This is a genomic window from Pseudomyxococcus flavus, assembly GCF_050038885.1.
In the GTDB taxonomy this organism is placed as follows: domain Bacteria; phylum Myxococcota; class Myxococcia; order Myxococcales; family Myxococcaceae; genus Myxococcus; species Myxococcus flavus.
The window spans coordinates 6,295,914-6,310,330 of sequence record NZ_CP143624.1 but is presented as its reverse complement, the minus strand read 5'-3'; the positions used below and the strand labels follow the sequence as shown (position 1 = coordinate 6,310,330).

The 14,417-nt window shown below is 71.4% G+C and carries 13 protein-coding genes; 8 read left to right on the top strand and 5 right to left on the bottom strand.

Going from position 1 to position 14,417, the window contains the following annotated elements:
• Window positions 1–59: 59 nt before the first annotated feature.
• The 3 genes from VZL07_RS26570 to VZL07_RS26560 all read right to left on the bottom strand — a co-directional run bounded on the left by VZL07_RS26570 (window position 60) and on the right by VZL07_RS26560 (window position 3,727).
• On the bottom strand, window positions 60–1,220 hold the full coding sequence (locus VZL07_RS26570) for an NAD-dependent epimerase/dehydratase family protein (protein WP_426750540.1): 1,161 nt from the start codon (window positions 1,218–1,220) through the stop codon (window positions 60–62).
• Window positions 1,221–1,323: 103 nt separating this feature from the next.
• Window positions 1,324–2,178: a metal-dependent hydrolase gene (locus VZL07_RS26565; protein ID WP_426750539.1), complete on the bottom strand. Its 855-nt coding sequence runs from the start codon at window positions 2,176–2,178 to the stop codon at window positions 1,324–1,326.
• A 31-nt stretch (window positions 2,179–2,209) separates the two neighbouring features.
• Window positions 2,210–3,727 (bottom strand): hypothetical protein, encoded by a 1,518-nt coding sequence (locus VZL07_RS26560; protein ID WP_426750538.1) that lies wholly within the window; start codon window positions 3,725–3,727, stop codon window positions 2,210–2,212.
• 330 nt (window positions 3,728–4,057) lie between these two features.
• Here VZL07_RS26560 and VZL07_RS26555 point away from each other — a divergent pair, with 330 nt between their 5' ends.
• Together VZL07_RS26555 and VZL07_RS26550 are read left to right on the top strand one after the other, a co-directional pair.
• On the top strand, window positions 4,058–4,450 hold the full coding sequence (locus VZL07_RS26555) for a hypothetical protein (protein WP_426750537.1): 393 nt from the start codon (window positions 4,058–4,060) through the stop codon (window positions 4,448–4,450).
• Between the two features lie 94 nt (window positions 4,451–4,544).
• Entirely contained in the window at window positions 4,545–5,639 is a 1,095-nt protein-coding gene (locus VZL07_RS26550) for a hypothetical protein (protein WP_426750536.1), read from the top strand.
• Window positions 5,640–5,654: 15 nt separating this feature from the next.
• Here the strand turns inward: VZL07_RS26550 and VZL07_RS26545 are convergent, their stop codons facing one another.
• Together VZL07_RS26545 and VZL07_RS26540 are read right to left on the bottom strand one after the other, a co-directional pair.
• Window positions 5,655–6,356 (bottom strand): hypothetical protein, encoded by a 702-nt coding sequence (locus VZL07_RS26545; RefSeq protein ID WP_426750535.1) that lies wholly within the window; start codon window positions 6,354–6,356, stop codon window positions 5,655–5,657.
• A gap of 284 nt (window positions 6,357–6,640) precedes the next feature.
• Window positions 6,641–7,078 (bottom strand): DUF2383 domain-containing protein, encoded by a 438-nt coding sequence (locus tag VZL07_RS26540; RefSeq protein ID WP_426750533.1) that lies wholly within the window; start codon window positions 7,076–7,078, stop codon window positions 6,641–6,643.
• A 659-nt stretch (window positions 7,079–7,737) separates the two neighbouring features.
• Between VZL07_RS26540 and VZL07_RS26535 the strand changes: the two genes are divergently transcribed.
• From VZL07_RS26535 to VZL07_RS26510, 6 genes are read left to right on the top strand one after another with little or no spacing between them, the layout of a single operon-like run.
• Window positions 7,738–8,484 (top strand): phosphoadenylyl-sulfate reductase, encoded by a 747-nt coding sequence (locus VZL07_RS26535; RefSeq protein ID WP_426750532.1) that lies wholly within the window; start codon window positions 7,738–7,740, stop codon window positions 8,482–8,484.
• A gap of 8 nt (window positions 8,485–8,492) precedes the next feature.
• Window positions 8,493–9,146: a precorrin-2 dehydrogenase/sirohydrochlorin ferrochelatase family protein gene (locus VZL07_RS26530; protein ID WP_426750531.1), complete on the top strand. Its 654-nt coding sequence runs from the start codon at window positions 8,493–8,495 to the stop codon at window positions 9,144–9,146.
• A complete protein-coding gene (gene cobA / locus VZL07_RS26525; RefSeq protein ID WP_426750530.1) occupies window positions 9,143–9,943 on the top strand; it encodes a uroporphyrinogen-III C-methyltransferase in 801 nt (266 codons plus the stop codon). The genes VZL07_RS26530 and cobA overlap by 4 nt, the downstream gene beginning before the upstream one ends.
• The gene (cysD, locus tag VZL07_RS26520; protein ID WP_426750528.1) at window positions 9,936–10,853 is read left to right on the top strand and encodes a sulfate adenylyltransferase subunit CysD; all 918 of its coding nucleotides are present in this window, start codon (window positions 9,936–9,938) and stop codon (window positions 10,851–10,853) included. Before cobA ends, cysD begins: the two co-directional genes overlap by 8 nt.
• The gene (locus VZL07_RS26515) at window positions 10,853–12,577 is read left to right on the top strand and encodes a GTP-binding protein (RefSeq protein WP_426750527.1); all 1,725 of its coding nucleotides are present in this window, start codon (window positions 10,853–10,855) and stop codon (window positions 12,575–12,577) included. The genes cysD and VZL07_RS26515 overlap by 1 nt, the downstream gene beginning before the upstream one ends.
• On the top strand, window positions 12,574–14,400 hold the full coding sequence (locus VZL07_RS26510; protein WP_426750526.1) for an assimilatory sulfite reductase (NADPH) flavoprotein subunit: 1,827 nt from the start codon (window positions 12,574–12,576) through the stop codon (window positions 14,398–14,400). The genes VZL07_RS26515 and VZL07_RS26510 overlap by 4 nt, the downstream gene beginning before the upstream one ends.
• The last annotated feature ends 17 nt before the right edge of the window (window positions 14,401–14,417 follow it).

Sequence of the window (14,417 nt, the reverse complement as noted above, 5' to 3'; positions counted from 1 at the left end):
GCAGTTACCCTCCGGGCCCAAGGACAGGCAATCGAAGATATCCGCATTCCCAGTTTTTCCTACCCTCCCTTACCGGCTGCGGCCGCGGACGCCTTCGCCCAGGCCGCCAGCAGCTCGGCCTCGCGCGCGGGTGGCAGCCCCGCGCGCATCTTATCGCGCCGCTCCTGGGGCAGGCCCTTGAACCAGGCCAGCGTGTCGCGAACGGTGGCGTCCACCGGACGGAAGCGCAGGCCAGCCTTCACGGCCTTCGCGTTGCTGCGCAGGTGTGTGCCCGCGGTGTCGCCCGTCGGGGGCATGTAGATGGGAAGCCGCACGTCGCCGACCTCGCCCTGTGTCGCCAGGAACTCCGCGGGCACCCAGGTCACCTTCGTGTCCTTGCCGGTCACCTTGCGGCACGTGTCGAGCATCGCCCCCATCGTCCACGCCTGCCCGGGCCCGACGGCATTGAAGATGCCGCGGGTGTTGCGCTCGATGAGGAGCACCAGCCACTCGGCCAGGTCGCGCACGTCGATGATTTGCAGCGGGTCCTTCGGCGTTCCCGGCGCCAGCATCTCCCCGCCCTTGTCGAAGCGCACCGGCCAGTACGTGAAGCGGTCCGAGCGGTCCTCCGGGCCCACGATGTACCCCGGGCGGATGTTCGCCACGCGCCCTGGCATCGCCGCCTCCGCGGCCTCCTCGCAGGCGCGCTTGAGGCCGCCATAGAAGGCGTAGTCCTTGCCCATCTCCTCCACCGTGGGGTCCGCCAGCACGGCCGTGGGGCCCCGCTCGTCCTCGTGCGGCGTCTTGTCGCTGGCATACGCGGAGACGCTGGAGATGAAGAGGTACTGCTTCACGCTCGGCGCCAGCAGCGTCGCCGAGGCCCGCACGATGCGCGGGTAGTAGCCGGACGTGTCCACCACCGCGTCCCAGGTGCGGCCCTCGAGCGCCTTGAGCCCCTCCCCCTTGTTCGGGTCGCGGTCCCCGCGCAGCTTCTCCACCCCGGGGAACAGGTCCGGGCGCGTCCGGCCCCGGTTGAACAGCGTCAGCGAGTGCCCTCGCGCCCGCGCCGCTTCCACGACCGCGGGCCCGAGGAAGCCCGTGCCGCCCAGAATCAGGATGCGCTTCTTCACGCCCTTCGACGTCGCCGGACCGCCGGGCGCGGCCAGCGCGCCACGCTCGAGCGCGAGCAAGGACGCGCCCGCGAGGGAGTACTCCAGGAACTTCCTGCGCGATGTGGACATATGAGGCGACTCCAGGGGTCAGGAGCGCGCCGGGGGGATGGGCTCGAAACCCCACACCGCGCGTTTCATTCCCGTCGGGTGCTCCCCAGGTGGTCGCCCACGCCTACGCGGCCTCGCGCTCCGGCCTCGCCTCGGGCGCCGCCTCCAGTGTCGCCAGGTGGGCCCGCGCCAGGGCCAGGTTGTCATTGTCCAGGGGATGGAACGAGGGACGCAGGTACTGCCGCAGGCCGTGCCCCAGCACGCGGAACAGCACCGGGTCCTTCCGGTGCGCCCGCCACAGCTCTCGCAGCAGCCCCATCCACCCCAGCCCCCGCTCCTGACGCAGCAACATCACCGTGGCGGCGAACCACAGGGCGAAGAGGGACGTCACGCCCAGCACCATGCCCAGCACGCGCAGCCCGTAGCCCGGCGCCACCTTCTTCAGCACGTCGAAGGCCACCGCCTTGTGCTCGATTTCCTCCGCCGCGTGCCATTCGATGAGGCTCCGCATGGCCGGGTGCCCGTCCGCGAACACGCCCAGGCGCAACGTGTTCTCCCCCATCAACGCCGTGTAGTGCTCCAGCGCCGCGGTGATGGACAGCCGCAACGCGGGCGGCAGCCTCCCGTCGATGAAGCCCCAGAGGAACGCCTCGTAGCGGCGCATGAAGCCGCGGAGCGCGTAGCCCTGTGACTCGAGCAGCTCGATGTAGTCCTGGTGCTCGCGCGCGTGCTTGCCTTCCTGCGCGAAGAACGCCTTCACCTGCGCGCGCAGCTCCGGCGCGTCCGCCAACTGCGGCAGGTAGTGGTTGACGCTGCGCACGAAGAACCGCTCGCCCTGGGGGAAGAGCATGTTGAGCCCATTCCACAGGTGGGTGGAGCCCAGGCCGTTGCGATGCCAGATGCGTGGAAAGCTGGAGTCGAAGGGGAACTTCAGGTGAAGCCGTGGCTGGATGCGTCCGGGGTCTTGGGAAGGGACCATGAAGGGCTTTCTGACGGCAGACCGGAGAGGTTCAGGGAGGTGTGGGACGCTCGGGACGGGCCCGGCGGGCGGCCTCGGAGAGCAGCGCCGCCCGGAAGGCGAGCAGCCGCTCGCGCGCGGCGAAGGGGCCACTGCCCGCGAGCGCCGCGAAGAAGCGCTTGCGCACGCCCGGGCGGGCCGGACGGAGCACCTCCGTCACACAGAGCGCCACGCCACCGCCCACGGCGCCCAGCGGCCGCATCGTGTTGAAGAAGAGAGGAGGATGCCGTGCCAGCGCTTCATCATCGTCGACCTCCAGGGTGATTTTGGACAGCAGGGCGTTGCCCCCCAGCGCCGCGGGGACCTGCCGCAGCAGGGGCGTGCCGGCGAAGGCGCGCGTGGTGAGGGACGGCATCCACCAGGGCAGCGCCGGTGAGTACAGGGTGGAGAAGATGTCCTCCAGAACACCGCCGCCCCGCCGCGTCTGCTCCAGCACCTCCGCGACCTGCGCGGGCGTCACCGGCCCGGCGCGCGTCCGCGAGGACACCACCGCGATGCCGATACGGCGCCACTTGCGCGCCACCGAGAACGGTGACGCGGGCAGCACCGGCACCAGCAGCGAGACGTTGTCGACGGGGAACACGTCCGCGCCGGTCTGCGCCAGCGCCTCGAGCATCGCGCAGGTGAGGCTCCGGAAGTCGAGCCGCTCGGGCAGCTCCACGCGCAACACCGGGGTGGGCTCCTCCGGTCCGGTGAGCCACTCGCCCACCTGCGCGTGGTTGCGCCTTCGCGGAAGCCCCGCCGCTGCCGCTAGTGACAGCTCGGCCATCGCCGTGCCATCCATCACCAGGTGGTCGAAGCTCAGCTCCAGCGAGCCCGTGGCCTCCTCCACGCGCGCCCCCAGCCAGGCGCTGGACGTCAGCAGGTGCGAGGCCCACGCGCTGCCACCGCGCCCGGCCCGGTCCACCACCACCTGCGGACGCAGGCCAGCGCGACGAGCCTCGGCCAGCGAGCACGGACGCGTTCGGGCCAGCCGCGCCGCCACCGCCTCCGCCGTCAACGCGGCCTCGTCGAGCGGCAGCCGGACCACCTGGAACCGGCCCTCCGCACATGTCACAGCGGCGGTCAGGACCTCCGGGTCGCTGACGCGCTGGCGCGCATCGGAGCCCTCGCGCCCGAAGCGCGCCACCCAGACGTCCAAAGGCTGGTTGTGCCGGCGCACACCGCGGCTGTCCCGGTACCACCGCGCCACGCCCGATAGCAGCGCCACGGCCCACGCGCCGCCAGCCGTGTCCACGCCCACCGGCTGCACGGTCATCATGACGCGGCGCGAGCGGGACTCGGTGGCCAGGTACTGCTCCCACGTCGTCAGCGCGGGCACCACGTCCGAGGGACGGCGCGGAGGAAACAGCTGCCGCCACCCCGCACAGCCCCGCACGAGCGCGCCGATGGCGTGACGTGCGATGGGGTGAAGGTGGGGGAACTGGTGCGCCAGCGCGGCATGGACCCGCTCGATGACGCCAGCACCACGGGCTTCAACCGGAGGTGAGAGGGGACCAGAACCGTCCATGGCACACGTCCGAGCGGTCAGCGGGGGGATGACCTACGGCATCGGGTGCGTAGCCTAGCGGACATGCCTCGGGACGTTCAGTTCATCGCGCGATTCCACTGAGAGCCATGCTTTTTGACCTGACTGCGCGGGTGCATCACGACTCGTGAGGAATGCGCTGCGTCAGCGCGCACGGGTGCCGCTCCCGACGCGCCGAGCTCGCGCGGTGTCTGCCATTGGAGGCATGCGGCCCCAGCACCGTCGCGCTCATCCCTGACGCCTCCTGGTATTCTTGGACAGCCCGATATTCCCATGCACTCCCGCATGGGCCCTCCGGGCCAGGAGCCGTTCATGTCCCTCAACCGCCGTCCCTTTGCCTGGAGCGCCGCCATCCTGCTGACGTTCGCGAGCGCCGCGGTCGCCGACCCCATCAGCGCCGAGCCCCAGGCGCTCTGCGAGAGCAGCGCGCGCGCCGCCCCTGCCCCGGAGGGGGAGGAGGCCGCGGCCGGGTTCTGTTTCGCGATGTTCTGTGACGACGACTATCAGTGCCAGAACGCGTGTCCCAGCGCGCTGTGGGCTGGGTGCGTGAACAACGTCTGCGAGTACACGTACCGGACCGGCGGCGGTGGTGGCGGCGGTGGCGGTGGCCCCTTCTGCCCCGCGATGTTCTGTGCGGATGACTACCACTGCCAGTGCGGTGACCAGCAGGGCTACTGCGGCGCGGACTCCGTCTGCTACTTCTAGGCGGCTCGACGCGTCGTCGTGCTCGTCAGGCTCCGGGAAGAAAGCCCGCGCCGAGGAGTCCAGGCGCGTCGGTGAACGACTTCCCGGAGCCTCCATGCCTCGCCTGCTCGACAGCCTGCCCCTGCTCTACCGCGACCTCCTCCCCGGCTTCTTCCGGGAGGACGTGCCCGAGGAGCACAAGGCCACATGCGCCAACTGCGCCATGTGCCAGGACACCGCGCTGGGCGCCGTCGAGTCCGTGGACGGCGTGAGCCGGCTGTTCCGCCCGGACACCAAGTGCTGCACCTACTCGCCCCGCCTGCCCAACTACCTGGTGGGCGCGCTGCTGTCGGATGAGCGCCCGGAGCTGGCCGAGGGCCGCCGCCGCATGGAGGCGAAGATTGCCAGCCGCGTCGGCGTCACGCCGCAGTGGGTGAAGCCGCCGGCCAAGTTCCACCTGCTCTACAAGAACGGCAACCAGTTCTTCGGCCGCGCCGCGTCCCTGCGCTGCGCCTACTTCTCGCTGGACAGCGGCGGCTGCACCATCTGGCCATACCGCGAGGCGGTCTGCTCCACCTTCTTCTGCAAGTACGTGGCGGGCGCGGACGGCCGCAAGTTCTGGATGTCCGTCAAGACGTACCTGACGCTGGCGGAAATCCAGCTCTCGCGCTGGGCGGCGCTCCAGCTCCTGCCCGACTACGTCCTGTCCGGCAAGGACCGCGCGGAGACGCAGCAGGCGTCGCTGAGCGTGGAGGACCTGGACGACACCGCGCCGCCCGCCAAGGCGTATGCCGCGCTGTGGAAGGAGCACGAGGGCCGCGAGCTCGACTACTACCGGGACTGCTACCGGCTGGTGAAGGCGCTGCCGCCGGACGGGCTGGAGAAGCTGCTCGGCCTGGATGGCACCATCGAGCTGAAGACGCTGGAGAAGCTCCACGACACCGCCGTCTCGCCGAAGCTGCCGCGCACACTCAAGCTCAACCCCGACGCCACCGTGCAGTGGCTACCGGACGGCAGCGTGGCGCTGGGCGCCTACAGCGAGTACGACGCCGTGGCCCTCCCCGGCGAGGCCTACGGCCTGCTGGTGGACTTCACCGGACGCGAGAGCGTAGAGGCCGTGCGCCAGCACCTGCGCGAGCACAAGCAGGCGGACCTGTCCGAGGACGTCCTGCTGGAGCTGTACCGGCACCGCATCCTCGTGGAGGCCTGAGGCGCCACGCGCGCCTCACGGCTGATGGGCCAGCTCGCCGAGCTCGCGCAGCAGCCGGATGGCGGCATGGGCCTGGCGCCAGGCGAAGACGGTCTCCGACAGGTGGTCCGCCATCCACGCGCAGAAGCCGGGGTCTCCCGCGTCCAGCCACGCGGCGGACTCCGACAGCTCGGCCTCCATGGCCTCCCACGCGCGGCGGTAGGCGCTGGCCGCGGTCATCAGCTCGGAGAGCGCGTGGGTGAAGGCATCCAGCGCGGCGCGCAGCTCCAGCGGCGCGCCGAGCTCCCCCCGGCGTGAATCCCGCAGCCGGCCCAGGTGGACGAGCAGCCCCTGCTCCAGCGCGGAGGCGGTCCCCAGCCGCGCCTGGGCCCCGTGGAGGAGGACCTGGAGGTCCTCGCCCAGCTCCTGCAGCAGCTCTTCGTTGGAGCGCGCCACCGGGCGCCCGAGCCGCGTACACATGGCCTGCCAGAGGCTGCTGTACCCCAGCAACTCCGCCACGCCGCGGCGCACGTGGGGCGGAACGCGGTCCAGGAACTCGAGCGCGCAGAGCCGGGCGGACGCGGCCAGGGGCCCCGCACCGGGACCGGCCTTCGCGCACTTCAACACCCGCCAGGCCCACTGGAGCGTGGTCTCCGTGGCCCGGAACAGGGCCTCACATCCCGCGCTCAGCGCGCCGGCGTGGCTGGCATCCATCAGCGTGGTCGAGGGCGCGGGCACGGACCGGGGTTCCTCGCTGGAGACATCCTCCGGGCGAGAATCACGTTCCGATGAACCGCGGTCCGGCGACATGCTTCGCCTCCCAACACGATGAGCCAACCCCAGGTATCGCATGCCGTGCCGACAAGCTCCAACTCCCCGCGAGGGCAGGGTTCACGGCCATGCGCGTGTCCACAGACGGGCCCCGGCTCCAGGGATTCAAGCGCACGCCGCGCGACACGAAAACGATAACGGCCGGGCGCCTTGGGGGACGCCCGGCCAGTATCGACAGGCGCCGCGCGCCCTCAGTGCAGGGTGCGCTTGAGGCGGCTCAGCCGCTCATGGGTCCGCTTCTGGGCGGGAATCAGCTCCATCCGCACGAAGCGGCGGGCCTCGCCGTGTACCTGGTCCGCGTCGCGCTGGTAGTCGGCCAGGCCGTGGTCCTCTCCCTCCTCCAGCGCCTGGATGGCGGCCTTCTCGCCCAGGGCGTCCGCGCCGCTTTGGGCAAGCTTGGCGAAGGTGCCCCAGATGCCTGAGCTCTCGGTGGGCTTTCCGCCCATCTTCAAGATGCGCTCGCGAATCTCCTCGACGCGGTGCTCATGGTCGTGCTGGCAGTACTCCAGTGCGTCACGCGCCAGGCCGTCCGAGACGTGCCCGATCGCCTGCCGGTAGGTCTCCACCGCGGAGATCTCACCGCGAAGGAAGGAGTTGAGCGTCTCGACGTCCTTGTTCGTGCTCGCCATCGATGGCCTCCATTGGGTGACGGGTGAATCCCGCTTGCCGCAAAAGGTGATGCCCACCGCCACATGGGCAACGAGGGCCCGGCGCCCTGCCTCCTTCCACGAGGCCCTCCGGTGTCCAGTCTCAGGGCCACCCGGCTCCGCTGGGGCCCCGCAGCGGACTCCAGGGGCAGGCAAGCGGCGTCCCCACGCATGGGCACGAGGGCCGGTTGACGCCTTGCCGACCAGCCGTTAGCGTAGGGCCCTCGATGACGCACCTGCCCACCCCGACCGCCGCGCCGTTCCGCTGCCGCTGCTGTCGGTCGTGTGCCTGTTGTCGCCAGCCGGACCTGGGTTGTTGACGCGCACACGGGAAGCCCTTCGCCGCTTCCCATCGCGCGGTCCCCCGGCCCGGTCTCCTGTCCCAGGAACCGGGCCTTTTTCGTGTCTCCCCGTCCGTGCAGCGCGTCCTCATGTCCCTTTCCGCCGGCCTCCGCACCTCGACGTCCTCCGCGCTCTCCGCCGCGTGTGCCGCGTGCTGTCTGTGCTGTGCGTGTTCCGCGTGTCCGCCGTGGGGCGGGCGCCGAGCATCAGGAAGCGCGTAGTCCGCCCTTCTTGAACCTTCCTGCTCGTGCGGCCCGACCTCGAAAGAGGCGGGCCGTTTTCTTTTCCCCGGAGTCCCCATGACGCCCCCGCTGCCCCAGGCTTCCCCCGCTCCCAAGGCGCCCGCGGAAGCCCTGCTCGCCGAAGCCGCTGACTTGAAGAATGCCTCCGCCGAAGCCGTGCTGGCCTGGACCGAGCGTCGCTTCGGCGCTCGCGCGGCCATCGCCTCCAGCTTCGGCGTGGAGGACATGGTCCTCATCGACCTGGCGCGCCAGCACGCGCCCAGCCTGCGCATCTTCACCCTCGATACCGGCCGCCTGCCGCCGGAGACCTACGAGCTCATCGAGGTGGTCCGCAAGCGCTACGGCGCCACCGTGGAGACGTACTTCCCCGAGCGCGAGCAGGTGGAGGCGCTCGAATCCACGAAGGGGTACTTCTCCTTTCGACAGAGCCTGGAGGCGCGCAAGGAGTGCTGCGCCATCCGCAAGGTCGCGCCGCTCAAGCGCGCGCTGGCTGGCCGCGAGGCATGGGTGACAGGCCTGCGCCGCGAGCAGTCCGTCACCCGCACCGACGTGGAGACGCTGGAGCTGGACAGCACCCACGGGCTGCTCAAGCTCAACCCGCTGGCCGCGTGGAGCAGCCGCGACATCTGGGCCTACGTCCGGGCGAATGGCGTGCCCTACAACGCGCTCCATGACCGGGGCTACCCGTCCATCGGCTGCGCGCCCTGCACGCGCGCGGTGAAGCCCTACGAGGACGAGCGCGCCGGCCGCTGGTGGTGGGAGTCCGCGGAGAATCGCGAGTGCGGCCTCCATCCGGTCCGGTGAAGCGCGCCATGCCCTCCCCCCGACTCGACTACGCCGTCTGCCTCCGCCTGGAGGGGCGCCACATCCTCCTGGTGGGAGGCGGCGCCGTCGCCGAAGGGCGTGCCCTGGCGGTGCTCGACGCGGGCGCACGCCTGCGCGTCATCGCGCCGGCGGCCACGCCCACGCTGCGGCGACTGGCCGAGGAAGGCCGCCTGGAGTGGCTGCCGCGGCCCTACGCGGCGGGCGACGTGCGCGGTCATCACCTGGTGCTCGCGGCCACGGATGACCCGGCGGTGGGCCGGCAGGTGGCCGCGGAGGCGCGAGCCCTGGGCCTCTGGGTCAACACCGCGGACGAGCCCGAGCTGTGTGACTTCACCCTGCCCTCCGTGGGCAGGCGAGGCCCCATCACCGTCGCCGTGTCCACCGGAGGGCAGGCCCCCGCGCTCGCGAGCCACCTTCGCCAGGCGCTCACGGCCCAGGTGGCGCGACACCACGTCTGGCGCGCGCGGCTCAGTGGCTGGCTGCGGGGGCACCTGCCCCGAGGCGGAGCGCGGCAGCGGCTGCTGAAGGACGTGGCGACGGGCGACATCGGCGCGCGCCTGGCACGGGGCGAGCGCAAGGCCGCCTGGGTGCTGCTGCGCGCGGAACTGAAGGCTTGGAAGACTTCTGGAGAGGCACCATGAGAGAGCAGTCGAAAGGCCGTGTGTTCCTGGTGGGCGCAGGCCCGGGAGACCCGGAGTTGTTGACCCTGCGCGCCGCGCGCGTGCTTCGCGAGGCGGACACCGTCGTGTACGACCGGCTCGTGCATCCGGCGGTGCTGGAGCACGCGCGTCCTCATGCGCGGCTCATCTACGTGGGCAAGGAGGGCGGTGGCGACTCCGTCCGCCAGGACGAAATCCACGTCATCCTCATCGCCCAGGCGCTGCTCGGCCGCAGCGTGGTGCGGCTCAAGGGCGGCGACGCCTTCGTCTTCGGCCGCGGCGGCGAGGAAGCCCTCGCCCTGGAGGAGGCGGGCATCGCGTATGAAGTGGTGCCCGGCATCACCGCCGGGACGGCCGTGCCCGCGGCGGCGGCCATTCCCGTCACGCACCGGGGCGTCTCCGGCGCGGTGACGTTCGCCACCGCCCACCGGGAGGGAAGCACGCCGGACTGGGCCTTCCTCGCGCAGTCCCAGACGCTGGTCCTCTACATGGCGGGGAGCCGGCTGGAGGAGACGGCGCGGGCCCTGGTCAACGCGGGGCGGGCCGCGTCGACCCCCGCCGCCGTGGTGGAGGCCGGCACCTGGGAACACCAGCGGGTGGTGGAGGCGCCGCTGGGGCGCATCGCTCACGAGGTGAAGCGGGCCTCGCTTGGCTCGCCGTCGCTGCTCATCGTGGGCGAGGTCGTCTCGCTGCGCTCACGGCTCCCCTCGCTGGTGGCGCGGGGCACCCCATGGAACGAACCCGCGCTCGCGCGCGCGGCGGAGGGCGGTCATGAGTGAGAGTCCGGTCGCACGCACCACGCACCTGGCGGAGCTGGAGGCGGAGAGCATCCACATCATCCGGGAGACGGTGGCCGAGTTCGCCAACCCGGTGATGCTCTACAGCATTGGCAAGGACTCCCAGGTGCTGCTGCACCTGGCGCGCAAGGCCTTCCATCCGGCGCCCCTGCCCTTCCCGCTGCTCCACGTGGACACCACCTGGAAGTTCCGGGACATGTACGCGTTCCGCGATGCCTTCGTGGCCCGGCACGGGCTGCGGCTCATCGTCCACCAGAACCAGCGCGCGCTGGCCGAGGGCATCAACCCCTTCGACCACGGCAGCCAGAAGTACACGCACGCGATGAAGACGCAGGCGCTGCTCGAGGCGCTGGCGCAGCACGGCTTCGACGCGGCCTTCGGCGGCGCGCGCCGCGACGAGGAGAAGTCCCGCGCCAAGGAGCGGGTGTTCTCCTTCCGGGACCGGCATGGCCAGTGGGACCCACGGCGCCAGCGCCCGGAGCTGTGGAACCTCTACAACGGCCGCGTCGACGCCGGGGAGAGCATGCGCGTCTTCCCGCTGTCCAACTGGACGGAGCTGGACGTGTGGCACTACGTGCTGCGCGAGCGCATCCCCGTGGTGCCGCTGTACTTCGCGGCCGAGCGCCCCGTGATTGACCGGGGCGGCACCCTGCTGATGGTGGACGACGAGCGCATGCGGCTGCGGCCCGGGGAGAAGCCCGAGCTGCGGCGGGTGCGCTTCCGCACGCTGGGTTGCTATCCGCTGAGCGGCGCCATCGAGTCCTCCGCCACCACGGTGGAGAGCGTCATCCACGAGATGGTGAACGCCCGCCAGTCCGAGCGGCAGGGCCGGCTCATCGACCACGACGAAGAGGGCTCCATGGAGCTCAAGAAGCGCGAGGGCTACTTCTGATGGATACCGGGTTGCAGCAACTGCTCGAACAGCACTCCGCCCGCGAGCTGCTCCGGCTGGTGGTCGTCGGCTCCGTGGACGATGGGAAGTCCACCCTCATCGGCCGGCTCCTCTACGAGAGCGACGGGCTCTTCGAGGACCAGATTTCCGCCGTGCGCAAGGCCAGCGCGAAGCGGGCCGCCCGCCCGACGGACGCCGCGTCCAACGCGCCACCAGAGGTGCTGGCCCAGGGCCTGCGGGCCGCGGCCGGCGCCGAAGAGGAGGAGCTGGACTTCTCCCTCTTCACCGACGGCCTGCGCGCCGAACGCGAGCAGGGCATCACCATCGACGTCGCGTACCGGTACCTGAGCACCGCGCGCCGCAAGGTCATCATCGCGGACACGCCGGGGCACATTCAGTACACGCGCAACATGGCCACCGGCGCCTCCACGGCGGACGCGGCCGTCATCCTGGTGGACGCGCGGCTGGGCGTGCTGCCGCAGACGCGCCGCCACGCGTACATCGCCTCGCTGCTGGGCATCCCCTACCTGGCCGTGGCGGTGAACAAGATGGACCTGACGGGCTTCGACCAGGCCATCTTCGAACGCATCGGCGCCGAGCTGGCCGACTTCGCCCATGCGCTCGGCTTCGAGGGCGTGCGCCTCTTTCCGGTCAGCGCCAGCCGGGGCGACAACATCACCCGTCCGAGTGCCCGCACGCCCTGGCACCAGGGAGGCACGCTGCTCGCGTGGCTGGAGTCCCTCCCCCACCAGCGCCGGCAGGAGGACGCGCCCTTCCGCTTCCCCGTCCAGTACGTCCTGAGGCCGCACCAGGACTACCGGGGGCTCGCGGGGCAGCTGGCCTCCGGCACCATCCGCGTGGGAGACGAAGTGCAGGTCCATCCGTCCGGACGCCGCACGCGGGTGGCGGGAATCGACACCTTCGACGGGCCGCTGGAGGAGGCATCCTTCCCGGCCTCCATCACGCTGCGGCTCGCCGACGAGGTGGACGCCAGCCGGGGCGACCTGCTGTCACACGTCGAGCAGCCGCCCCTGTCGCTCCACCGGCTCGACGCGATGCTGGTGTGGTTCGGGGAGCAGCCGCTGGACTGCTCACGCCGCTACCTGGTGAAGCAGGCCTCTCGCACCGCGCCCGCGCACATCGAGCGGGTGCTGTGGCGCAAGGAGCTGGCGGACCTGTCCGAGCAGCCCGCGGAGTCGCTGGCCCTCAATGACATCGGACGGGTGCGGCTGGTGTGCCGCCGCCCGCTGCTGACCGACCCGTACCGGGACAATCGCCGCACGGGCGCCTTCATCGTCATCGACGCGCTCACGCACGACACGGTGGGCGCGGGCATGGTCCTGGGTCCCCCGGAGGACGCGTCGAGTGGCGCGGTGGCGTCTTCACTCGTCACGCAGTCCGAGCGGCGGGGACGGCTGGGTCAGCCGGGCGCCATCGTCCTGCTGCCCGCCACCGAGGACGCCAGCACCCGCGCCTTCCAGCTGGAGCGCCGCCTGTTCGACCTCGGCTGGCATGTCTCCGCCGTCCAGGGCGACGTGGAGGTCGCGCTCGCGCTGGCGACGGCGGGGCTGGTGGCCCTGGTCCACACGGACGCGCCCCAGGCGCGCCAGACGCTGCGCGCGGAGGCCCGGGATGCCGGCGCCGCGTGGCTGGAGCTGGATGCCAGTGAGGACCTGGAGCAGCAGCTCACCCGAATCACCACCCTCCGGGAGGCCGCACGATGAGCGCCGCCCCCGCGCCCCAGGCGCAGCCGTTCGTCAGCACGCTGCTCGGCGAGCCCCGGAGCACCCAGTTGCTCGAGCTCCTCCAGGGGCTCGATGCCTCCGCCCTCCACTGGCTGAGCGGCTACGCGGCGGGCCTCGCGGCTCGCACGCCACACGCCACCGTGGCGCCCGTGGCTCCCGCGCCCGTGGCCGCGCCGGCCGTCTCCTTCACCATCATCTACGGGACGCAGACAGGGAACAGCCGTCTGCTCGCCGAACGCCTCAAGCGTCAGGTGGAGTCCGCCGGGCTGGGCGCACGCCTGTTCCGCGCCAGTGACTATCCGGTGCGGGAGCTGGCCAAGGAGAAGTTGCTCTGCGTGGTCATCAGCACGCAGGGAGACGGCGACCCGCCAGACGACGCACGTGGTTTCTGCGAGTTCGTCCTCGGCAAGCGCGCGCCTCGCGTGGAGGGGCTGCGCTACGCCGTCCTCGGCCTCGGTGACTCCAGCTACCCGCGCTTCTGCGAGGTGGGCCGCGTGCTGGACGCCCGCTTCGCGGAGCTGGGCGCCACCCGCCTGCTGGAGCGCGCGGACTGTGACGTGGACTTCGAGCCCGTCGCCAAGGGGTGGCTCGACCAGGCCTTCGCCCGCGCGCGCGAGGCACTGGCCCCCCAGGCGCAAGCGACGGCTACTGTCGTGCCGCTGCGCGAGCCGCCCGCCACGCCCGCGCACGGCAAGGAGGCGCCCTTCGCCGCGGAGGTGCTCCTCAATCAGCGCATCACCGCGCGAGGCGCGCTCAAGGACGTGCGGCACCTGGAGCTGTCACTCGAAGGCTCCGGGCTGAGCTACGCCCCGGGCGACGCCTTGGGCGTGTGGCACCACAACCCGCCCGAGCTGGTGGAGACCCTCCTGTCCGAGCTCCGCCTGGATGGCCACGCGGACGTCACGCGCGACGGCCGCACGCTGCCCCTGGCGCGCTGGCTGAGCGACGAGCTGGAGATCACCAAGCTCAACCGCCCCTTCCTGGAGCGACACGCCGCCCTGTCGGGCAGCACGGCGCTGCGAGAGGCGCTCGAGCCCGGCCAGGCCGAGGCCTTCCGCGCGCTGCTGGCCAGCCATCAGGTCATCGACGTGCTGCGCGCGCACAAGGCGACATGGGAGGCCGCCGCACTCGTCCAGGCCCTGCGCCGGCTGACGCCCCGGCTGTACTCGATTGCCTCCAGCCCCAAGCGCGTGGGCGAGGAAGCACACCTGACCGTGTCGGTGGTGGACTACACGGCCTTCGGCCTGCGGCACTTCGGAGCTGCCTCGTCCTACCTGTCCACGCGCACGGCGGGCACCGACAAGGTCCGCGTCTTCGTGGAGCCGAACGAGCGCTTCCGACTGCCCGAGAATGGCGACACGGACGTGCTGATGATTGGCCCGGGCACCGGCGTGGCGCCCTTCCGCGCCTTCGTCCAGGAGCGGGCGGAGACCGGCGCTCGGGGCCGCAACTGGCTCTTCTTCGGCGAGCAGCACTTCCGGACCCAGTTCCTCTACCAGACGGAGTGGCAGGAGGCGCTGAAGAAGCAGACCTTGCACCGGCTGTCGCTCGCCTTCTCGAGAGACCGCGCCCAGAAGGTCTACGTGCAGCACCGGCTGCGCGAGGCCGGACGCGACGTGTACGCGTGGCTCGAAGGCGGCGCCTCGCTCTACGTGTGCGGCGACGCCCAGCGCATGGCCCCGGATGTCCACGCGGCATTGGTGGACATCGTCTCCACCCACGGCGGCAAGAGCCGCGAGGACGCGCACGCCTGGCTCGAGTCGCTGCGCGAGCAGCGGCGCTACCTGCGCGACGTCTACTGACCCATTCCGTTTGCGAG